At 67.3% G+C, this 19,201-nt stretch carries 18 protein-coding genes and 1 riboswitch; of the genes, 7 read left to right on the top strand and 11 right to left on the bottom strand.

From position 1 onward, the window contains the following. Positions 1-72: 72 nt before the first annotated feature. Genes CRO39_RS07295 through rluD form a run of 5 tightly spaced genes read right to left on the bottom strand, consistent with a single transcriptional unit; the run spans position 73 to position 3,265 of the window. Complete coding sequence (locus CRO39_RS07295) at positions 73-531, bottom strand: DUF3574 domain-containing protein (protein WP_097121201.1); 459 nt, start codon at positions 529-531, stop codon at positions 73-75. 50 nt (positions 532-581) lie between these two features. Next, positions 582-1,013, bottom strand: a complete 432-nt coding sequence (locus CRO39_RS07290; protein WP_162125858.1) for a thiol-disulfide oxidoreductase DCC family protein — start codon at positions 1,011-1,013, stop codon at positions 582-584. Further along, positions 1,003-1,539: a DUF4166 domain-containing protein gene (locus CRO39_RS07285; RefSeq protein ID WP_097121199.1), complete on the bottom strand. Its 537-nt coding sequence runs from the start codon at positions 1,537-1,539 to the stop codon at positions 1,003-1,005. The genes CRO39_RS07290 and CRO39_RS07285 overlap by 11 nt, the downstream gene beginning before the upstream one ends. After that, complete coding sequence (pgeF, locus tag CRO39_RS07280) at positions 1,524-2,294, bottom strand: peptidoglycan editing factor PgeF (RefSeq protein WP_097121198.1); 771 nt, start codon at positions 2,292-2,294, stop codon at positions 1,524-1,526. Before pgeF ends, CRO39_RS07285 begins: the two co-directional genes overlap by 16 nt. Next, positions 2,291-3,265 carry a 23S rRNA pseudouridine(1911/1915/1917) synthase RluD gene (gene rluD, locus CRO39_RS07275; protein ID WP_097121197.1) on the bottom strand — a complete coding sequence of 325 codons (975 nt, stop codon included), beginning with the start codon at positions 3,263-3,265 and terminating at the stop codon, positions 2,291-2,293. The genes pgeF and rluD overlap by 4 nt, the downstream gene beginning before the upstream one ends. A gap of 97 nt (positions 3,266-3,362) precedes the next feature. Between rluD and CRO39_RS07270 the strand changes: the two genes are divergently transcribed. Continuing rightward, positions 3,363-4,244, top strand: coding sequence for an outer membrane protein assembly factor BamD (locus CRO39_RS07270; RefSeq protein ID WP_097121196.1), 882 nt, complete (start codon positions 3,363-3,365; stop codon positions 4,242-4,244). A 138-nt stretch (positions 4,245-4,382) separates the two neighbouring features. Here CRO39_RS07270 and CRO39_RS07265 read toward each other — a convergent pair whose 3' ends face one another. Then, positions 4,383-6,020, bottom strand: coding sequence for an NAD+ synthase (locus tag CRO39_RS07265; protein WP_097121195.1), 1,638 nt, complete (start codon positions 6,018-6,020; stop codon positions 4,383-4,385). A gap of 96 nt (positions 6,021-6,116) precedes the next feature. Between CRO39_RS07265 and CRO39_RS20875 the strand changes: the two genes are divergently transcribed. Beyond that, positions 6,117-6,254: a hypothetical protein gene (locus CRO39_RS20875; RefSeq protein WP_162125857.1), complete on the top strand. Its 138-nt coding sequence runs from the start codon at positions 6,117-6,119 to the stop codon at positions 6,252-6,254. Positions 6,255-6,270: 16 nt separating this feature from the next. Here CRO39_RS20875 and sucD read toward each other — a convergent pair whose 3' ends face one another. Together sucD and sucC are read right to left on the bottom strand one after the other, a co-directional pair. Beyond that, on the bottom strand, positions 6,271-7,143 hold the full coding sequence (gene sucD, locus CRO39_RS07260) for a succinate--CoA ligase subunit alpha (protein WP_097121194.1): 873 nt from the start codon (positions 7,141-7,143) through the stop codon (positions 6,271-6,273). A 25-nt stretch (positions 7,144-7,168) separates the two neighbouring features. Next, entirely contained in the window at positions 7,169-8,335 is a 1,167-nt protein-coding gene (gene sucC / locus CRO39_RS07255; protein WP_097121193.1) for an ADP-forming succinate--CoA ligase subunit beta, read from the bottom strand. A gap of 209 nt (positions 8,336-8,544) precedes the next feature. Between sucC and CRO39_RS07250 the strand changes: the two genes are divergently transcribed. Next, positions 8,545-10,155, top strand: a complete 1,611-nt coding sequence (locus tag CRO39_RS07250; protein WP_097121192.1) for a sensor histidine kinase — start codon at positions 8,545-8,547, stop codon at positions 10,153-10,155. A gap of 123 nt (positions 10,156-10,278) precedes the next feature. Then, the gene (locus CRO39_RS07245; RefSeq protein WP_097121191.1) at positions 10,279-11,670 is read left to right on the top strand and encodes a sigma-54-dependent transcriptional regulator; all 1,392 of its coding nucleotides are present in this window, start codon (positions 10,279-10,281) and stop codon (positions 11,668-11,670) included. Positions 11,671-11,714: 44 nt separating this feature from the next. Here CRO39_RS07245 and CRO39_RS07240 read toward each other — a convergent pair whose 3' ends face one another. Genes CRO39_RS07240 through metX form a run of 3 tightly spaced genes read right to left on the bottom strand, consistent with a single transcriptional unit; the run spans position 11,715 to position 15,078 of the window. Continuing rightward, the gene (locus tag CRO39_RS07240) at positions 11,715-12,791 is read right to left on the bottom strand and encodes a homoserine dehydrogenase family protein (RefSeq protein ID WP_097121190.1); all 1,077 of its coding nucleotides are present in this window, start codon (positions 12,789-12,791) and stop codon (positions 11,715-11,717) included. Then, positions 12,788-14,038: an O-succinylhomoserine (thiol)-lyase gene (locus CRO39_RS07235; RefSeq protein ID WP_097121189.1), complete on the bottom strand. Its 1,251-nt coding sequence runs from the start codon at positions 14,036-14,038 to the stop codon at positions 12,788-12,790. Before CRO39_RS07235 ends, CRO39_RS07240 begins: the two co-directional genes overlap by 4 nt. Then, positions 14,035-15,078: a homoserine O-succinyltransferase MetX gene (metX, locus tag CRO39_RS07230; RefSeq protein WP_097121333.1), complete on the bottom strand. Its 1,044-nt coding sequence runs from the start codon at positions 15,076-15,078 to the stop codon at positions 14,035-14,037. The genes CRO39_RS07235 and metX overlap by 4 nt, the downstream gene beginning before the upstream one ends. Positions 15,079-15,182: 104 nt before the next feature. Continuing rightward, a riboswitch (SAM riboswitch) is annotated at positions 15,183-15,316 on the bottom strand. A gap of 110 nt (positions 15,317-15,426) precedes the next feature. Here metX and CRO39_RS07225 point away from each other — a divergent pair. From CRO39_RS07225 to CRO39_RS07215, 3 genes are all read left to right on the top strand, one after another. After that, positions 15,427-16,518, top strand: coding sequence for an NHL repeat-containing protein (locus CRO39_RS07225; protein ID WP_097121188.1), 1,092 nt, complete (start codon positions 15,427-15,429; stop codon positions 16,516-16,518). Positions 16,519-16,526: 8 nt separating this feature from the next. Then, positions 16,527-17,483 (top strand): peptidoglycan DD-metalloendopeptidase family protein, encoded by a 957-nt coding sequence (locus CRO39_RS07220; protein WP_238394726.1) that lies wholly within the window; start codon positions 16,527-16,529, stop codon positions 17,481-17,483. A gap of 77 nt (positions 17,484-17,560) precedes the next feature. Further along, positions 17,561-19,165 carry a peptide chain release factor 3 gene (locus tag CRO39_RS07215; RefSeq protein WP_097121186.1) on the top strand — a complete coding sequence of 535 codons (1,605 nt, stop codon included), beginning with the start codon at positions 17,561-17,563 and terminating at the stop codon, positions 19,163-19,165. Positions 19,166-19,201: the final 36 nt, after the last annotated feature.

Below are 19,201 nucleotides of genomic sequence, written 5' to 3'. Positions count from 1 at the left end.
AGCGACGCCGTCGCTCGAAACGGCTCCTCCAACCCGAATCCATGCGGCGGACAGCCAGGGCTCCACGCCGCGCTAGAACGACACCTCCACCGCCTGCTGCGACCACAGCACCGACTGGTGCTTGGTCGCCTGCTTCCATGCCAGCCGGATCGCCTCGATATCGGCCCGGCGCAGCGGCGTATCCTCGTGCAGGATCACCAGCACCTTCGAATTCAACCGCTCCGGCCCCTGCGCCCCGCGGAACAGCCATTGCCCGTAAGCATCGAACACCGTCAGTCCGTCCGGGAAGCGCGGCGTCACCTCCTTGTCCAGGAATGCGCGCCATTGCGCTTCGCCAATGGCCGAATCGGCGTCGCCCTCGATGCCGACCCCAAAATACAGCTCGCTGCGGATCCAGCCCTGCGCCTGCTGCGGACGAGCGTCATCGCCCTGCAGCGATGAAGCGGCCGCATGCGCGGCGGGCTGACGCGCATGGCTGGCGCAGCCGGCGACCGCCAGGAATGTCGTCAACAACAAGGTTCGCAAGACCATATGGCATTCTCTCCGAAGCGGAATCAAAGCAGGTGCGATCGACGTCATTCCTACAAGGGTTGGTCGAGGAATCTGGCGCGTTGCGCTTCGGTGGGCACATGGCAAACGGTGGTCCCGAACCAGCGGTATCGGTTGCGCGCCACCCGGCGATACAGCCTATCGCGCAGCCATTTCGGCAGCAGCCTCATCGCCGCCGCGCCCCTCCATGGGCCGCCCAGATCGCCCAGGACACGGACGATGGCATCGGTATCGGTCCAAGCGCGGCCGTTTTCCACCAGCAGGAACGAGGCCGGCTCATCGGGGTCCAGGCCATGCGCCGCCAGCAGTGCCCGGCCGGCATCGGTCTGCATGGCGGCAAAGCGATAGCGCTGCCGGTGGTCGCGCTTCAACAGGAAGCGCACCCAGCCATTGCACAGCACGCAGATGCCGTCGAACACGATGATGGGGCCCGCATCGGCCAACCCGGCGCCGTCAGCCGACATCCAGCCAGCCTCGGTAATGGACCAGCAATCCAACGCCCGGTAGCACCGCGCGCACATCGAAACGGTAACGGCCATCCTGCTCGGATTCCCGCGCCCGCACCTCGCCGAACCAGCTCAGGGGTAGCGGAATGCCCAGCGCGTGCACGCGCGCGACCCGCCACGCCAGGGCCCCGCCTTCGACGTCCAGGCGAAAACCGAACCGCGCCAGCCCCAACTGCTCGCACAACAGGCCATCCCGAAACCACAAGCGCGATGGCATGCGGCGGCCACCGATGTGGCGCACCCAGCGCTCGCCCCGGGCATCGGCATCGATCTCGACCAGCAGCGGCCCCCGGCCCGCAGGCGGCAGCCGGGTCGCGGCGGCAAACAGCCGTGCGAGCCAGCCTTTGCCGCGTTCGACCTCCACCTGGCCGGCGTAGCGCTGGCGCCCTTGCCGCAGGTGCAATGCCCGCACGGACGGCGGCAGGTCCGCAAATCCGTCGCCGGCCGCGCGCGGGAACAACGGTCCGCCTATGGCTGCATCCATACCACCGTCGCCATGCGGCCGGTGCGGGCGTCGCGCCGGTACGAATAGAAGCGTTGCGGATCGGAAATGGTGCAGAGGCCGCCACCGGAAACCCGGGTGACGCCGGCCTCAGCCAGGCGCTGGCGCGCGAGTCCGTACAGGTCCGCATTCCAGTGGCCCGGGCGGGTGGCGGTGAAAGCGGACGCCGCGCGAGCGTCGCGCGAAACGAAGGCATCGAACATGTCCTCTCCGACTTCGTAAGCCTGTGGCCCGGCCGCCGGTCCCAGCCAGGCGACGATGCGTTCCGGAGCGACGTCCATGGCCGCCACGGTGTTTTCCAGCACCCCGCCCGCCAACCCGCGCCAGCCGGCATGTGCCGCACCGACTGCGGAGCCATCCTCGGCGGCGAACACCACCGGCAGGCAGTCCGCGGTGAGTATGGCCAGGACCACGCCGGGGGTGGAAGTGACCGAAGCGTCGGCAACGGGTTCGGCCCCCTCCCCTGCTGGCGTAGGAGCGGGGGTGGGGGCGGCAGCGTCAAACCGCAGCACTCCGGTGCCATGCACCTGCTGCAACCAGTGTGGCGACGATGGCAGCGCGAAATGCTGTTCCAGTGCGGTGCGGTTACGCGCCGCTGTCTGTGGGTCATCGCCACAGCGCGCGCCCAGGTTGAAGCTGTCCAACGGCGGCAGCGACCCGCCCAGACCGTGGCGCAGCGTGGTGAAGGCGCGTACACGGGGCGGTACAGGCCAATCCGCCCACAGCGCCGGGCTCATCGTTTGTGCGCCTGGCTGTCGGCGCGCAGGGCCGCCATCAGCGCCAGCATGTCGGCCGGCACCGGCGCGGATACCCGTACCGGCTGCCCGGAAGCCGGGTGGTTGAACTCCAGCGTCTCGGCGTGCAGCGCCTGCCGCTTGAAGCCGCGCAGTGCGGCGACCAGTTCCTCGCTGGCCCCCTTGGGCAGCCGCAGCGGGCCGCCGTACAGCGGATCGCCGACGATGGGGTACTTGATATGCGCCATGTGCACGCGGATCTGATGGGTGCGGCCGGTTTCCAGCCGACACTCCAGCGCGGTGTGCGCGCGGAAACGTTCGCGCAGCCGGTAGTGGGTGACCGCATCGCGGCCATCCTCGCGTACCGCCATCTTCAAGCGGTCGCGCGGGTGGCGGTCGATGGCGGCGTTGGCGGTGCCGCCGGACACCATCGCCCCCACCACCACCGCCAGGTACTGGCGGTGCACCTCGCGCGAGGCCAACTGCGCCACCAGCGAGGTATGCGCCGGCAGCGTGCGCGCCACCACCATGACCCCGGAGGTGTCCTTGTCCAGCCGGTGCACGATGCCGGCGCGCGGCAGCATCTCCAGCGACGGGTCCCGGTGCAGCAGCGCATTGACCAGGGTGCCGGTGGGGTTGCCGGCCCCCGGGTGCACGACCAGGCCAGCCGGCTTGTTCAGCACGAACACCTCGGCATCCTCATACAGGATGTCCAGCGGGATGTCCTCGGGCAGCGCATGGGTCTGGGTTTCCAGCACCGCGTCCAGGCTGGCGACCTGGCCGCCCTGGACGATATCGCGCGGGCGCACCACGGCGCCGTCCAGGCGGGCGTCGCCGGACTTGATCCACTCGGCCAGCCGGGAACGCGAGAATTCGGGGAAAAGCTCCGCCAGCACCGCGTCGAAGCGGCGGCCGGAGGCGTTGTCCGGCACCGTGGCGGTGCGCGGGGAGTCGTGTTCAGGGGTATCTGTCATGCGGGGAGGGCGGCACGTTGGCCGATTGTTCATGGCTTGGGCGGCGCCTAGGCTATCATCGACGCCTTGTTTCCCTGCCGCGGCCCGCCGCCAGCCCATGACCCAGCGCGTCTCTACCCGTTTCACCGCCCCCGCCCGCCTGCTTGCCCTGATGCTGGTCATCGCCGTCACCGGCACCGGCTGCGGCAAGATTTTCAAGCGCGACAAGTCGGCCGAGGAGAATCTGCCGGTCGAGGCCATCTACGAAAAAGCCCATGCCTCAATGATGAACGGCAACTGGGATCGCGCCGAAATCAACTTCCGCCGGCTGATTGCCCAGTACCCCTATGGGCCGTACACCGAGCAGGCGCTGATGGAAACCGCCTACGCGCAGTACAAGGCCGGCAAGCTGGATGACACGGTGTCGACCATCGACCGTTTCATCCGCACCTACCCCACCCACCGCAACATCCCCTACATGTACTACCTGCGCGGGCTGGCCAATTCCGGCCGCGACACGGTGTTCCTGCAGCGGGTATGGCGCCTGGACCCCAGCCGCCGCGATCTGGCCACGCCGATGCAGGGCTACAACGACCTGAGCATCGTCGCCGAACGCTATCCCAACAGCCGCTATGCCGGCGACGCTCGCCAGCGCATGGTGGCGCTGCGCAACCAGTTCGCCCAGCATGATCTGGACACCGCCGTCTACTACCTGCGCCGCGGCGCCTGGGTGTCGGCCGCTACCCGCGCCCGCTACCTGCTGGAAACCTATCCGCAGAGCGCCCACCAGAACGACGCGGTTGCGGTGCTGGCCGAGACCTATACCCACCTGGGCAACGATACGCTGGCCGCCGACGCGCGCCGGGTGCTGCAACTCAACGATCCGCAGCACCCATGGCTGGCCGGCAAGTGGCCGGACTATCCCTGGCAGGTGCGCAAGCTCAATCCGTTCGCCGGCGAGCGTTCGATCAACACCACCGACCGGCGCCGCGACGACTGAGCCGAAGCGCTTGCTGTCGAATGAAGAAAAAGGGCCGCAAGGCCCTTTTCTTTTTCCTTGCTCTTGTAGGAGCGAGGTGAGTCGCGATGAGGCGTTACCGGTTGGCGCGACTTCTCCACAACAATCTTCCCAGCGGCGTCAGAGCGCGTATTTGTTGGTGATCGGATAGCGGCGCTCGCGGCCGAAGGCGCGCTTGGAGATTTTCGGCCCAGGCGCGGCCTGGTGGCGTTTCCACTCGTTGATGCGCACCAGGCGCAGCATCCGGTCGACCACGCCGGCTTCGAAACCGGCCGCGACGATCTCGTCGCGCGACTGTTCCAGATCGACGTAGCGGTACAGGATGGCATCCAGTACGTCGTAAGGCGGCAGCGAATCCTGGTCGGTCTGGTTTTCGCGCAGCTCGGCCGAGGGGGGCCGGGTAATCACCGCATCCGGGATCACCGGCGCGCCGCCAACCGTGTTGCGCCAGCGCGCCAGCGCGAACACCTCGGTCTTGTACAGATCCTTGATCGGCGCATAGCCGCCGCACATGTCGCCGTAGATGGTGGCGTAGCCGACCGCGTATTCGCTTTTGTTGCCGGTGGTCAGCAGCAACCCGCCGAACTTGTTGGAAAGCGCCATCAGGATCACGCCGCGGCTGCGCGATTGCAGGTTTTCCTCGGTGGTGTCGGCGTCGCGGCCGGCGAACAGCGGCGCCAAGGCCTCCATGAAGCCCTTGAACGGCGCCTCGATGGAGACCGTTTCCAGCCTGACTCCCAGTGCCCGGCACTGTTCGGCGGCCAGGTCATTGGACAGGCCGGCGGTGTAGCGCGACGGCAGCCGCACCGCGGTGACGTTGTCCGCGCCCATCGCATCGGCCGCCAGCGCCAGCACCAGCGCCGAGTCGATGCCGCCGGACAGGCCCAGCCAGACCTTCTGGAATCCGTTCTTGGCGCAATAGTCGCGCAGCCCGCGCACGATGGCGCGCCAGGCCAACGCGTCGCGGCTCTCGTCGCCATCGTCCATCCACCGCACGGCGTTGAACCGACGGGACCCGGCATCGAAGTCCACCACCAGCCATTGATCGGTGAAGGCCGCCGCCGCCGGATGCACGACGCCGTCGCCGTCGGAAACGACCGATGCGCCATCGAACACCAGCGCATCCTGGCCGCCGACCACATTGAGATAGGCCAGCGCCACCCCGCTTTCCTTGACCCGTTGCGCGATCAGCGCATCGCGCTCGGCGTGCTTGTCGCGTTCGAACGGCGAGGCGTTGGGCACCAGCAGCAGTTCGGCGCCGGCTTTCGCGGTGCCAGCCAACGGCTCGGCGAACCAGAGATCCTCGCAAATCAACAGGCCGACCTGCACGCCATTGACTTCGAACACGCAGTCGCCGCCGTCGGGGTCGGCATCGAAATAGCGGCGCTCGTCGAACACCGCGTAGTTGGGCAGTTCGCGCTTGCGGTAGGTAGTTTGCAGATAGCCGTCACGCAGCACGCTGGCCGAGTTGTAGACCACGCTGCCGGCCGACTCCGGCCAGCCCACCACGGCGACGATGCCATGCGTGGTGGCCGCCAGCTCATGCAGCGCGTTCTCGCAATCGGAAAGAAAGCGCGGTCGCAGCAGCAGATCTTCCGGCGGGTAGCCGCTGATGGCCAGTTCCGGAAACAGCACGATGTCGGCGCCGTATTCGTCGCGCGCCTCGGCAATCATCGCCTTGATGCGCTCCAGGTTCTGCGCCACTGCGCCGACGGGGAAATCGAACTGGGCCAGGGCGATGCGGAGGGATCGGGACATGTCAGCCTTTCAACCTTCTGGTTCTGCCCCTTCCCCCGCTTGCGGGGGAAGGCTGGGATGGGGGCGAGCGTCCATGGGCCGGCAAAGGAGCCGCGCATGAACGCCTTCAAGATTCGCCATGCTCTCATTATTCCAGAAGCGCAGTACATGGAATCCCTTCCAGACTCCCGAACTCCGCTTGGCCCGCCATCCTGCCCAAACAGAAAGCCGCCCGAAGGCGGCTTTCTGTCGTAGCGAAAGGCGGTAGGACTTATTTCAGCCGTGCCGCAATCGCCGCACCCAGGTCGCCCGGCGAACGGACGATGGTGACGCCAGCCGCTTCCATCGCGGCGAACTTGCCTTCCGCGGTGCCCTTACCGCCCGAGGCGATGGCACCGGCATGGCCCATGCGCTTGCCGGCCGGGGCCGAAGCGCCGGCGATGAAGCCGACCACCGGCTTCTTGACGTGCTTGGCGATGTATTCGGCGCCCTCTTCCTCGGCGCTGCCGCCGATCTCGCCGACCATGATGATGCCTTCGGTCTGCGGGTCTTCGTTGAACAGCTTCAGGCAATCGACGAAGTTCAGGCCGTTGATCGGATCGCCGCCGATGCCGATGCAGGTGCTCTGGCCCAGGCCCACGTCGGTGGTCTGCTTGACCGCTTCATAGGTCAGCGTACCCGAGCGCGAGACGATGCCGATCTTGCCCGGCTTGTGGATGTGGCCCGGCATGATGCCGATCTTGCACTCGCCCGGAGTGATGATGCCCGGGCAGTTGGGCCCGATCAGGGTCACATCCGGGTATCCCTTCAGCGTGTTCTTCACCCGCAGCATGTCCAGCACCGGGATGCCTTCGGTGATGCAGACGATGACCTTGATGCCGGCGTCGGCCGCTTCCAGGATGGCGTCGGCGGCGAACGGCGGCGGCACGTAAATGACCGACGCGTCGGCGCCGGTGGCCTGGACCGCCTCACGCACGGTGTTGAACACCGGCAGTTCGATATGGGTGGTTCCGCCCTTGCCCGGGGTGACGCCACCGACGACCTGGGTGCCGTACTCCACCATCTGGGTGGCGTGGAAGGTGCCCTGCTGGCCGGTGAAGCCCTGCACGATGACCTTGGTGTTCTTGTTGACCAAAACGCTCATGTTGTTTCCTAGTCTCGTCCGGGGCTCAGGCAGCAGCGACGGCCGCAACGGCCTTCTTCGCGCCATCGTTGATGTCGTCGGCCGGCAGGATGGCCAGACCGGATTCGGCCAGCAGCTTCTTGCCCGCTTCCACGTTGGTGCCTTCCAGGCGCACGATCACCGGCACCTTGACGCCCACGTCCTTGACCGCGGCGATGATGCCTTCGGCAATCATGTCGCAGCGGACGATGCCGCCGAAGATGTTGACGAAGATCGCCTTGACCTTGTCGGACGACAGGATAAGCTTGAATGCCGTGGTCACGCGCTCCTTGGTGGCGCCACCGCCCACATCCAGGAAGTTGGCCGGTTCGCCGCCACTGAGCTTGATGACGTCCATCGTGGCCATGGCCAGGCCGGCGCCGTTGACCATGCAGCCGATGTTGCCGTCCATGGTCACGTAGTTGAGGTCATGCTCGGAGGCCAGCACTTCGGTCTCGTCTTCCTGCGCCTTGTCGCGCATGGCGACCAGGTCGGCATGGCGGAAGCTGGCGTTGTCGTCGGAATTGACCTTGCCGTCCAGCACGGCCAGATCGCCATTGGTCAGGATGGCCAGCGGATTCAGCTCGACCAGGGCCAGGTCCTTTTCGTTGAACAGCTTGTACAGGCCCATCATGATCTTGGTCAGCTGGCCCACCTGCTTGGCGTTCAGGCCCAGCTTGAAGCCGATTTCGCGGCACTGGTAGGGCTGCAGGCCCTGCACGAAGTTCACGTCCAGCTGATGGATCAGCTCCGGCGTTTCGGCGGCGACCTTCTCGATTTCCACGCCGCCCTCGGAGGAGGTGATGAAGGTGACGGCCTTGCTGGCGCGGTCGACCAGCACCGACAGGTACAGTTCCTTGGCGATGTCGGTGCCCTCGGAGATCAGCACCGCATCGATGGGCAGGGCAACGCCGGCCGACTGGTAGGTGGCCATGCGGGTGCCCAGCATGGCGGTGGCGTACTGCTTGACCTCGTCCAGGGTCTTGGCCAGCTTGACGCCGCCTGCCTTGCCGCGGCCGCCCGCGTGGATCTGGGCTTTGACCACCCAGAGATCGCCCGGAATGGACTTGGCGGCTTCGACCGCTTCTTCCGGCGTGCGCGCGACGCGCCCGGCCGGGACTGCAATGCCGTATTCGGCAAACAGTTGTTTTGCCTGGTATTCGTGGAAGTTCATGCGTCACCGTGGGTAGGGAACAGAAGTAAAGCAAGACACATCGCCCGAGCCCGGAACCCGTGGAAACACGGCCGGCGGCTCAGGCGAGCCCCCTATTGTCGCCGACCGGGGCGGGAGGCGCAAAACCAGGCGCTCGCGCCCCCTGCCAGCGGCAGGCCGGGTCGCGGACCTGTCTATACTGTGGCCCTCGTTCCGCGGGAAGCACGGGTTTGCGCCAATCGTTGATCCCACGCATCGAATCGGCGCCCGCCCGGGAGCTGTACTTCTTCGCCTTGTACCGGGTGCTGGAAGCCGGCCTGCTGGCGGCGCTGCTGTTCAGCCCGCTGGCCACCATGCTGGGCGAACCCCGCCATCCCATGCTCGGCACCGCGGTCGCCATCGGCTACCTGAGCGCCACCCTGCTGTTCCTGCTGCTGGCCCGGCAGCACCAGTGGCTGACGGTTCTGGTCTTCGTCAGCACCTGCGTCGACATCGCTGCCGCAGTGCTGATTACCCACGCCCTGCCCAGCGCCACCGCCGGCATCGCGATGATGCTGCTGTTCAACATCTCAGCGGCCTCGCTGCTGCTGACCTCGCGCTACCTGGCGCTGGCGGTGACGCTGCTGGCGGTCGGTGGCCTGTTCGGCGAGTTCCTTTGGGCCACCGTCAACGATGCGACCGACCGCTCGCTGGCCGAAGTCATGATGTTCGCCGCGGGCTACCTGGCGGTGGCCTACCTGGCCTTCCAGATTGGCCAGCGCGCGCGCAGCAGCCAGGCGCTGGCGGAAAAACGCGGGGCGGAAGTCGCCAACCTGTTCGAAATCAACGAGTTGATCATCCGGCGCATGCGTACCGGCGTACTGGTGGTCGATGCCGACAACCGCATCAAGCTGGCCAACGAGGCCGCCAGCGGGCTGTTGGGCGACAGCGGCGAAGGCCAGCACGGCGATCAGGCAACGCTGCTGACCAAGGCCGCGCCGGAACTGGCGCGCCGCCTGCAGCTGTGGCGCAACGGCTGGCAAGGCGAAGAACTGCCGCTGCAGCTGTCGCCGGAGCAGCCGGAAGTGCAGCCGCGCTTCGCCCGCCTGCTGGCCGACAGCGAAACGTCGATCATTTTCCTGGACGACGCCACCGTGGTGTCGCGGCGTGCCGAATCGCTGACCCTGGCAGCGCTGGGCCGGTTTTCCGCCAGCCTGGCGCACGAAATCCGCAACCCGCTGGCGGCGATCAACTACGCCGTGCAGTTGCTGGAGGAATCGGACAGCATCGTCGATGGCGACCGCCGGCTGCTGCAGATCATCCACCAGCAATGCCAGCGCACCAACGGCATCGTCGAAAGCGTGCTGGGCCTGGCCCGGCGCGAACGCGCCGTCCCGGAGCATGTGGATCTCAATGCCTTCGTGCGGCGCTTCGTCGACGAATACCAGCAGACGCTGTCCATCGAAACCGACAGCCTGGTGGCGGTGGTCGGCGCCAAGCCGGTCCAGGCGCTGATCGATGCCCGCCACCTGCAGCAGGTGGTGACGGTGCTGGTGCAGAACGCGCTCAATTATGGCCGGCTGCCAGGCGAACCGGCGCGAGTGCGGGTGCGCGTGTTCCAGGCAGAACAGCGGCCGACGATCGACGTGCTCGACCGCGGCCCGGGAATTCCCGAGGGCGTTGTCGCGCAACTGTTCCGGCCGTTCTTCACCACCTCCGAACACGGTACCGGCCTGGGCCTGTATATTGCGCGCGAACTGTGCCGCGCCAACCAGGCCTCGCTGGAATACGTCGCCGTTCCGGGCGGCGGCAGTTGCTTCCGGATAACCATGCCCGGTCCGCACTCACTGCTGCCGGCATGAATCGAACGGCCGCCATCAGCGCGCCCAGGCCGATGCGAACCACGTCACGTCAAACCGGGCTGGCCCTAGCAACGTTTCGCATTCAGCCGTTACACTCAACGCACAGGGGCTGAAGGGGGATTCATGAGCCAAGACCGTAGTGCCCTTATCGTTGACGACGAACGCGACATCCGCGAGCTGCTGGTATTGACGCTGGGCCGGATGGGCCTGCGCATCGATACCGCCGCCAATCTGGGCGAGGCCCGCGAGCTGCTTTCGCGCAACCGCTACGACCTTTGTTTCACCGATATGCGCCTGCCCGACGGCAACGGCATCGATCTGGTCGGCGAAATATCCCGTCAGTACCCGAGCACCCCGGTTGCGATGATCACCGCATTCGGCAATATCGAACTGGCGGTCGAAGCATTGAAAGCCGGCGCTTTCGATTTCGTCAGCAAGCCGGTGGATCTGACCGTACTGCGCGGGCTAGTCAAGCACGCGTTGGAACTGAACAATGCCGAGCGCGCCCCGCCCGTGCCGCCGCCGGAACAGGCCAGCCGCCTGCTAGGCGATTCGGTCGCCATGGCCACGCTGCGCGAAACCATCGGCAAGGTCTCCCGCAGCCAGGCACCGGTTTACATCCTGGGCGAATCCGGCACCGGCAAGGAGCTGGTCGCACGCACCATCCATGAGCAGGGCGCGCGCGCCGCCGGTCCGTTCGTTCCGGTCAATTGCGGGGCGATTCCGGCCGAACTGATGGAAAGCGAATTCTTCGGCCACAAGAAAGGCAGCTTCACCGGCGCCCACGCCGACAAGCAGGGCCTGTTCCAGGCCGCCAGCGGCGGCACGCTGTTCCTGGACGAGGTAGCCGAGCTGCCGCTGCCGATGCAGGTCAAGCTGCTTCGCGCGATACAGGAAAAAGCGGTGCGCCCGGTCGGCGCCTCGTCGGAGGTGCAGGTCGACGTGCGCATCCTGTCGGCCACCCACAAGGATCTGGGCGAACTGGCCAACGATGGCCGTTTCCGCCATGACCTGTACTACCGCATCAACGTCATCGAACTGCGCGTGCCGCCGCTGCGCGAACGCACCGGCGACCTGCTGCAGTTGACCCACGCCATCCTCGATCGCCTGGCCGAGCAGCACGGCCGCAACCCGCCGTCGGTGTCGCCCGACGCGATGGCGGCGCTGGGCCGCTACGGCTTTCCCGGCAATGTGCGCGAGCTGGAAAACATCCTCGAACGCGCGCTGGCCATGGCCGACGGCCACAGCATCGAAGTGGACGATCTGTACCTGCCGCAGAGCAGCAGCGCGGCGAAGAAGTTCAGCGAAGACTTCGACGATGGCGCCGATCCCGGCGGCACGCCGCTGGACGCCGACGCCGCCGGCGCCCTGCCCTCCTACATCGAGCAGCTGGAGCGCGCCGCCATCCAGAAGGCGCTGGAAGACAACCGCTGGAACAAGACCAAGGCGGCCGCGCAACTGGGCATCACCTTCCGCGCGCTGCGCTACAAGCTCAAGAAGCTGGGAATGGAATAGCGGCGTCGCCGCATGCCGGGCGCAGCAGCATCGCGAACAGCTTCTCAGCGGCCGGCAATGGCGATCACATCGTCCAGCAATGCCGCTGCGGTGACGTCGGCGCCCGCACCCGGCCCTTGGATCAGCAGCGGCTGCTCGCGGTAGCGGTCGCTGAAGATGGCCACGCGGTTATCGGTACCGCCGCCGCCGCACAACGGGTGCTCCGGCGCCAGCGCCTGCAGTCCCACGCCCGCACCATCGCGGTCGAAACGGCCAATGAAACGCAGTCTGGCGTTGTCGCGCTGGGCCAGGCCTAGCCGCCCGGCCAGCGGAATATCCAGTTGCTCCAGTGCCGCGTCCACCTGCTCCAGCGGCAGCGCTGCCAGCGTCGCGGGCACCAGCGATTCGACCTGCACCTGCTCGGCCTGCCACGGCAACCCCGCCGCGCGCGCCAGGATCGACAGCTTGCGGCGCACGTCCTCGCCGGACAGGTCGATGCGCGGATCCGGTTCGGTGTAGCCGGCATCGCGCGCCAGACGGACCAGTTGCGAAAACGGCCTCGAGCCGTCGTAGCGGTTGAACAGCCACGCCAGCGAACCGGACAGCACGCCTTCGACGCGATGGATGCGGTCGCCGCCGGCCACCAGTGCGCGCAGGCTGGACAGCAGCGGCAGGCCCGCGCCAACGGTGGCGCTGTCGCCATAGCGCGCACCGGCTGCCTCCAGCGAATGCTGGATCGCCTGCGCGCGCAGGGCACTGGCGCCGGTACCCAGCTTGTTGGCGGTCACCACATGCACCCCGCGCGCAAGCCACTCCGGATGCCAGTCGGCCACGGTCTCGCTGGCGGTGGCATCGACGACGATATCGCCGCCGCGCAGGCCTTCGTTCTCCGCCCATGGCGGCAGCGTCTGGCTGCGGACGGGGGCGGCGACGGCCTGGCCCAGGGCCTGGGCAGGATCTTCCCCGCAGCGATGCAAAGCCCGCGAATTGGCCAACCAGCCGAACGCCGGCAGGCGGACGCCGCGTTCGGTCAGTTGCCGGTAGCGCGCCACGAACGCGCTGCCGACCACGCCGGTGCCCAGCAACGCCAGCCGCGGCGCTGCCGCCACCGGCGCGTCGGCCAGTCGGACGACGGCGCTCATGCGTCGGCGAGTTTGCGTTTGGATTCGGCGGCGGCCAGTTCCGCGCGTGCCAGCGCACGGGACAGGTCCGCCAGCAGGTCCTCGGTCGCCTCGATGCCGACCGAAAGCCGCAGCAGCCCGCCGGAAATGCCGGCCTTGGCGCGGGCCTCGGCCGTCATTGCCGCATGCGTCATCGACGCCGGATGCGCGACCAGGCTTTCCACGCCGCCCAGCGATTCGGCCAGGGTGAAGTAGCGCAGGCCATCGACGAACGCACGCACCGCCGCCTCGCCGCCATCCAGCTCGACGCTCAGCATCGCGCCAAAGCCCTTCTGCTGGCGCGCGGCCAGCGCGTGGCCCGGATGCGAGGCCAGCCCCGGGAAATACACCTGCGACACCGCTGGATGCTGGTCCAGCAGCGCGGCGATGGCATCGGCGTTTTCCTGGTGCACGCGCAGGCGCGCATCCAGCGTACGCAGACCGCGCAGGGTCAGAAAACTGTCGAACGGCGAACCGGTCAGGCCCAGCGCATTGGCCCACCACACCAATTGCTGGTGCAATTCGGCATCGCGCGCCACTACCGCGCCGCCGACCACATCGCTGTGGCCGTTGATGTACTTGGTGGTCGAATGAATGACCAGATCGGCGCCGAATTCGATCGGCTTCTGCAAGGCCGGCGACAGGAAGGTGTTGTCGACCACCGTGATCGCCCCAGCCTTGTGCGCGGCATCGATGACGAAGCGCAGATCGGTGATGCGCAGCAGCGGATTGGACGGGGTTTCGATCAGCACCAGCTTCGGCGATTGCGCCAGCGCATCGGCCAGCGAGCGCGGGTCGGTCAGGTCGGCGGTGATCAGGTCGAAGTGGCCCTTCTTGGCCAGCGCATTGAACAGCCGCCAGCTGCCGCCGTAGGCATCGTGCGGCACCACCAGTTTCTCGCCCGGCTGCAGCAGCGCGTTGAGCACCAGGTTGATGGCGCCCATGCCGGTGGAGGTGACCACGCCGCCGGCGCCGCCTTCCAGTTCGGCCAGCGCCTCGCCCAGCAGGTCGCGGGTGGGATTGCCGCTGCGGGTGTAGTCGTACTCGCGCTTGTTGCCGAAACCGTCGAAGCTGAAATTCGACGACAGCACGATGGGCGGGGTTACCGCGCCGTAGGCGGTGTCGCGGTCGATGCCGGCGCGCACGGCGGCGGTAGCGGCACGACACGGGACTTCTTCGGCGGTTTCGGCAGCCTCGCTGTGGAACTGGCTGGTTTGAAGCTGGCTCATGCGGTTTCTCCGGTGCGCAGGGCGCTGGCGAGGATCGCGTCGATGCGATCGGTTTCTTTCAGGAAGGCGTCGTGGCCGTACGGCGAGCGCAGCACGCGCAGCTGGCCGAGCGTACCCAGCCCTTCGACCAGCGCCACCGAATCGGACAGCGGCACCAGGCGGTCGCCTTCCACCGCGACCACGGTGGTGGGCACGCCGATGGCGGCGGGATCGATGCGGTGCAGATCGATGGATTCGGACAGGCGCACGTAGGCGTTGATGGGGGTACGGGCGACGTATTGCGCGCCGGCAGCGTCCAGGTAATCCTCGGCAGCGCAGCGCACACGGCCGTTGACGATCTCCGGCGCCGCGTCGAAGCGCTCGTCGAACTCCTCCGGCGTGCGGTAGCTCAGCATCGCGAACTGGCGCGCCAGCGACAGGCCCTGTGCATCGGCGCATTGCAATTGGCCCAGCAGCACCGCACGCCGCTGCAACGCGCGCCAGGCCGCCGCGTAAGGATGCGCGCGGTGGGCGCCGCTGACGGCGACCAGATGCTGCAGCCGGGATGGGTGCCGCGCGGCCAGTTGCAGACCCACCAGTGCGCCGTAGGAGTAGCCGACAAAGGCATGCAGCTGGCCGATCGCCAGCGCATCCAGCAGATGGGCGATGGCGTCGGCCTGATCGGCGGTTTCGATGGGGACGTCCAGATGGCCGTCGGCGCCGATGAAGTCGATTGCCAGCAGGCGACGGCGACTTGGGTCGAGCGCGCGGCCGGTGCCGACCAGCGCATTCAGCCAGCCGGATTCGGGGAAGACATCGTTGGCGGCCAGATGGCGGTGCGCGGAAATGCCGCCGGCGACGAACACCACCGGCGCATCGGCCGGGCCATGCAATTCGTAGCGCAGGCGCACCGTCCGGGTGCCGGCGTGCCGCATCGCCAGGTCCAGGACGATCTCGCCGCGGCGCGCGGATGCGTCGTCGTCGCGCTGATACGACAGCGCATCAGCGACGGGCGAGACAGCGGTCGTGGCGGATTGCAGGGCGGTGTTGACGAAGCTCATGGCGGTATCCAATGGGAGTGGCCGTTCGCCTGGTCCAACCTGGCGAAAGGACTACAACCATCGAGCTTCGCGGAGCTCGCGTTCGCCGTGCAGAGGCACGGATCGAACCATCTTTCGGCGGACGCTCGCTTCTGGAAAAAGCGAAATCCCCGCAGGATTTGGCACCTACCACGGCGCTTGCGCGTCGCTGGCTGCCCCGGCATCAAAGGGCCTGTCCCTCCGCCGGTCTCGATGGTGAGGCCAGCTTGCCAGCGCAAAACCGGGATGTCAATCGCTTTATTCGGATAAAGCGATAGAGTTTTGGCCGCCTCCCTCCCGGAGACGGCGGCCATGCCGCATAATTTCCACATGACAAGGAAATTCCTGCCCGGCGCCCTGTGCGCCGCCCTGCTGTCCGCCTGCGCCACCGCCCCTGCTCCCAATGCCTCCCGCCCGCCCGCCCCGAGCGCTGTGACCGCGGCGGACGCGGTGCTGCCGGAAGCCTGGATTTCCGCGCCCGTCGCCGGGGACGAACTGGATTCGGTTGCCGCCTGGCCCACCGAGGACGGCGGGGTCTGGCTGATCGCCACCGCCAAGTCCAGCCACCGCTTGGCCGTCTACGACGGCGACAGCGGTCAGCGCCTGCGCACCTTCGGCGAACCCGGACACGGCCCCGGCCAGTTCAAGCGGCCCAACGGCATTGCCGTGTTCGGCGACGCCGTGTTCGTGGTCGAGCGCGACAACCGCCGCGTGCAGGTGTTCGAACTGCCCGATTTCATCCCGCGCGGCAGCTTCGGCGAGGAGCAGCTGCAGGTGCCCTACGGGCTTTGGCTGCACGAAACCGGGCCCGGCGAGCTGGAAGTGCTGGTTACCGACAGTTTCATGGCCGATTTCAAGACCGGTCTGTTGCCGCCAATGGCGGAACTGGACCAGCGGGTCAAGCGCTTCCGGGTCACCCTGGAAGGCGCCGGCGTGCAGGCCGACTACCTGGGCGCGTTCGGCGACACCGGCGAGGACGGGGCGCTGCGGATGGTGGAATCGATCGCCGGCGACCCGGTGCACGACCGCTTGCTGATTGCCGAGGAAGACCGCCGCGTCGGTTCGACCTTGCGCGAGTACTCGCTGAACGGACCCTACCGCGGCCGCAGCCTGCCTCCTTTCGACGCCGATGCCGAAGGCATTGCGCTGTGGGCCTGCTCGTTCGAGGATGGCTATTGGGTGGCCGTGGATCAGGTCAGTCCCACGCTGTTCCGGCTTTTCGATCGCGCCACGCTGGAGCCCCGCGGCGTCTTCGCCGGCGAGCAGGTCGCCAATACCGACGGCGAGACGGTGCATGCTTCGCCCACCGCCCGCTTCCCGGCCGGCGCGCTGTTCGCGCTGCACAACGATCAGTCGCTGGCGGCGTTCGATCTGCGCGACATCGTACGCGCCCTGCAACTGCGGGACGACTGCGGACGCTGAGCATGGCGATGCGAACCGCTGCAACCATCGCACTGTCCCTGATCCTGCTCTGCACGGGCCTGGCGCCGGCCGAGGCCGCCCGCCTGTACCGCTGGAAGGACAAGCAGGGATATACCCAGTACGGCGATCGTCCGCCGGAGGCCGGCGATCTGGCCGCCGACGGAGTGGATGTGATCCGCTTCCGCAATCCGCCCAGCGCGCTGGTCCGCCTGCGCCTGGAGAACAAGGGATTGCGCTACCAGGCCTGGGCCGACAATCTGATGCATGGCCCGGTCGAGGTGCAGTTGCGGTTCAAGCGCGACCGCAACGTGGTCGGCCGGCCGGCGTTGCCGGCGCGGGCGACGGTCCCGGCGCGCAGCAGCGTGCTGGTGGCCGACATCGTGGTGACCGACCCGATGCGCGGCGGCGATTTCGAATTGCTGCTGGATGCCCTGCCCGGCGACCCGGCCGCCCATCCCCAGGACTACGACTACCGGCTGCCGTTCGACTACGGCCGCGTGCGTGTCGATCAAGGCCCGGGCGGCAGCTTCAGCCACAGCGATGCGCAGAACCTGCATGCGATCGATTTCGCGGTGCCGGAGGGGACCTCGATAGTCGCTGTCCGCGAAGGCGTGGTGATGCAGGTCGAATCGGATTTCGACAAGGCAGGGCTGAATCGCGAGAAATTCGGCGGTCGCGCCAACTTCATCCGCATTCTGCATGCCGACGGCACGATGGCGGTGTATGCCCACCTCAAGCCCGAGGGGGTACAGGTGCGGGTCGGCCAGTATGTGCGCAAGGGCCAGTACATCGGCCTGTCCGGCAACACCGGTTTTTCCACCGCGCCGCACCTGCATTTCGCCATCCAGGTCAACCGCGGCATGCGGCTGGAGTCGATTCCGTTCCGCATGTTCGGCCCGCTCGGGCAGCTGAAGTTCCCCAGCCAGGAGCCGCCGGCGCCGGCGGCAGCCCCGCGGGCGCTATAATCGCCAGCTTCCCGTTCTCCAGTCGCGCCCGCGCGGGCGCCATCGCCATGTCCGCTGCTCCGATGTCAGCTGCTCCAATGCCAGGTGTCCCCGCCGAAGCCGCGCGCCGCCGCACCTTCGCCATCATTTCCCACCCCGACGCCGGCAAGACCACCTTGACCGAAAAGCTGCTGCTGTTCGGCGGCGCCATCCAGATGGCCGGCTCGGTCAAGGGCCGCAAGGCCGCGCGCCATGCGACCTCGGACTGGATGGCGCTGGAAAAGGAGCGCGGCATCTCGGTGACCTCGTCGGTGATGCAGTTCCCCTACGAAGGCAAGATCGTCAACCTGCTGGACACGCCCGGCCACGCCGACTTCGGCGAGGACACCTACCGGGTGCTGACCGCGGTCGACTCGGCGCTGATGGTGATCGACGTGGCCAAGGGCGTGGAAGAGCGCACCATCAAGCTGATGGAAGTGTGCCGCCTGCGCGATACGCCCATCATGACCTTCATCAACAAGCTGGACCGCGAAGGCCGCGACCCGATCGAGCTGCTGGACGAAGTGGAAAGCGTGCTGGGCATCCAGTGCGCACCGGTGACCTGGCCGATCGGCATGGGCAGCCGCCTGAAGGGCGTCGTGCACCTGGTCAGTGGCGAAGTGCATTTGTACGAACCCGGCCGCAACTTCACCCGCCAGGATTCGACCATCTTCGCCTCGCTGGACGATCCCGGCCTGGAAGCCAAGATCGGCGCCGAGATGCTGGCCCATCTGCGCGATGAGCTGGAACTGGTGCAGGGCGCTTCGCATCCCTTCGACCTGGACGCCTATCGCGCCGGCCGGCAGACGCCGGTGTTCTTCGGCTCGGCGGTCAACAACTTCGGCGTGCAGCCGCTGCTGGATTTCTTCGTCCAGCACGCGCCACCGCCGCAGCCGCGTGCGACCACCACGCGCAGCGTGCAGCCGGTGGAGGAAAAGCTGACCGGCTTCGTGTTCAAGATCCAGGCCAACATGGACCCGCAGCACCGCGACCGGGTCGCCTTCATGCGGGTGTGTTCGGGCCGGTTCACTGCCGGCATGAAGACCTTTCACGTACGCAGCGGCAAGGAAATGAAACTGGCCAATGCGCTGACCTTCATGGCCAGCGACCGCGAAATCGCCGCCGAGGCCTGGCCGGGCGATGTCATCGGCATCCACAACCACGGCACCATTTCCATCGGCGACACCTTTACCGAAGGCGAAGCCATCAGCTTCACCGGCATCCCCAACTTCGCGCCGGAACTGTTCCGCCGCGCGCGCCTGCGCGATCCGCTCAAGCTCAAGCAGTTGCAGAAGGGCTTGGCGCAGCTGTCCGAAGAAGGCGCCACCCAGTTCTTCCGGCCGTTGATGAGCAACGATCTGATCCTGGGCGCGGTCGGTACGCTGCAGTTCGACGTGGTCGCCTACCGGCTCAAGGACGAATACGGCGTGGAAGCCAGCTTCGAGCCCATCGGCGTGGTCACCGCGCGCTGGGTGCGCAGCGGCAACGCGAAGAAGTTCGAGGAATTCCGCGACAAGAACGCGATGAACCTGGCGCTGGATGCGGCCGGCCAACTGGTCTACCTGGCGCCCACGCGCGTCAATTTGCAACTGGCGCAGGAACGGGCGCCGGAGGTCAGCTTCCACGCCACCCGCGAACATGCCCACACCGTGGCCATCGATTGAGCTGGCCGCCCTCCTCGTCTTCCTCTCCTCATGTCT

Source organism: Pseudoxanthomonas wuyuanensis (assembly GCF_900215535.1).
Lineage (GTDB): Bacteria > Pseudomonadota > Gammaproteobacteria > Xanthomonadales > Xanthomonadaceae > Pseudoxanthomonas_A > Pseudoxanthomonas_A wuyuanensis.
The sequence above is the reverse complement of the archived record's forward strand: the minus strand, read 5'-3'. Positions and strand labels throughout refer to the sequence as shown.

Bases quoted from the DNA above. Each gene is read 5' to 3' on its own strand.
- CRO39_RS07295 (WP_097121201.1), bottom strand. From the start codon at position 531: ATGGTCTTGCGAACCTTGTTGTTGACGACATTCCTGGCGGTCGCCGGC.
- CRO39_RS07290 (WP_162125858.1), bottom strand. From the start codon at position 1,013: ATGTCGGCTGACGGCGCCGGGTTGGCCGATGCGGGCCCCATCATCGTG.
- CRO39_RS07285 (WP_097121199.1), bottom strand. From the start codon at position 1,539: ATGGATGCAGCCATAGGCGGACCGTTGTTCCCGCGCGCGGCCGGCGAC.
- pgeF (WP_097121198.1), bottom strand. From the start codon at position 2,294: ATGAGCCCGGCGCTGTGGGCGGATTGGCCTGTACCGCCCCGTGTACGC.
- rluD (WP_097121197.1), bottom strand. From the start codon at position 3,265: ATGACAGATACCCCTGAACACGACTCCCCGCGCACCGCCACGGTGCCG.
- CRO39_RS07270 (WP_097121196.1), top strand. From the start codon at position 3,363: ATGACCCAGCGCGTCTCTACCCGTTTCACCGCCCCCGCCCGCCTGCTT.
- CRO39_RS07265 (WP_097121195.1), bottom strand. From the start codon at position 6,020: ATGTCCCGATCCCTCCGCATCGCCCTGGCCCAGTTCGATTTCCCCGTC.
- CRO39_RS20875 (WP_162125857.1), top strand. From the start codon at position 6,117: ATGAACGCCTTCAAGATTCGCCATGCTCTCATTATTCCAGAAGCGCAG.
- sucD (WP_097121194.1), bottom strand. From the start codon at position 7,143: ATGAGCGTTTTGGTCAACAAGAACACCAAGGTCATCGTGCAGGGCTTC.
- sucC (WP_097121193.1), bottom strand. From the start codon at position 8,335: ATGAACTTCCACGAATACCAGGCAAAACAACTGTTTGCCGAATACGGC.
- CRO39_RS07245 (WP_097121191.1), top strand. From the start codon at position 10,279: ATGAGCCAAGACCGTAGTGCCCTTATCGTTGACGACGAACGCGACATC.
- CRO39_RS07240 (WP_097121190.1), bottom strand. From the start codon at position 12,791: ATGAGCGCCGTCGTCCGACTGGCCGACGCGCCGGTGGCGGCAGCGCCG.
- CRO39_RS07235 (WP_097121189.1), bottom strand. From the start codon at position 14,038: ATGAGCCAGCTTCAAACCAGCCAGTTCCACAGCGAGGCTGCCGAAACC.
- metX (WP_097121333.1), bottom strand. From the start codon at position 15,078: ATGAGCTTCGTCAACACCGCCCTGCAATCCGCCACGACCGCTGTCTCG.
- CRO39_RS07225 (WP_097121188.1), top strand. From the start codon at position 15,427: ATGACAAGGAAATTCCTGCCCGGCGCCCTGTGCGCCGCCCTGCTGTCC.
- CRO39_RS07220 (WP_238394726.1), top strand. From the start codon at position 16,527: ATGCGAACCGCTGCAACCATCGCACTGTCCCTGATCCTGCTCTGCACG.
- CRO39_RS07215 (WP_097121186.1), top strand. From the start codon at position 17,561: ATGCCAGGTGTCCCCGCCGAAGCCGCGCGCCGCCGCACCTTCGCCATC.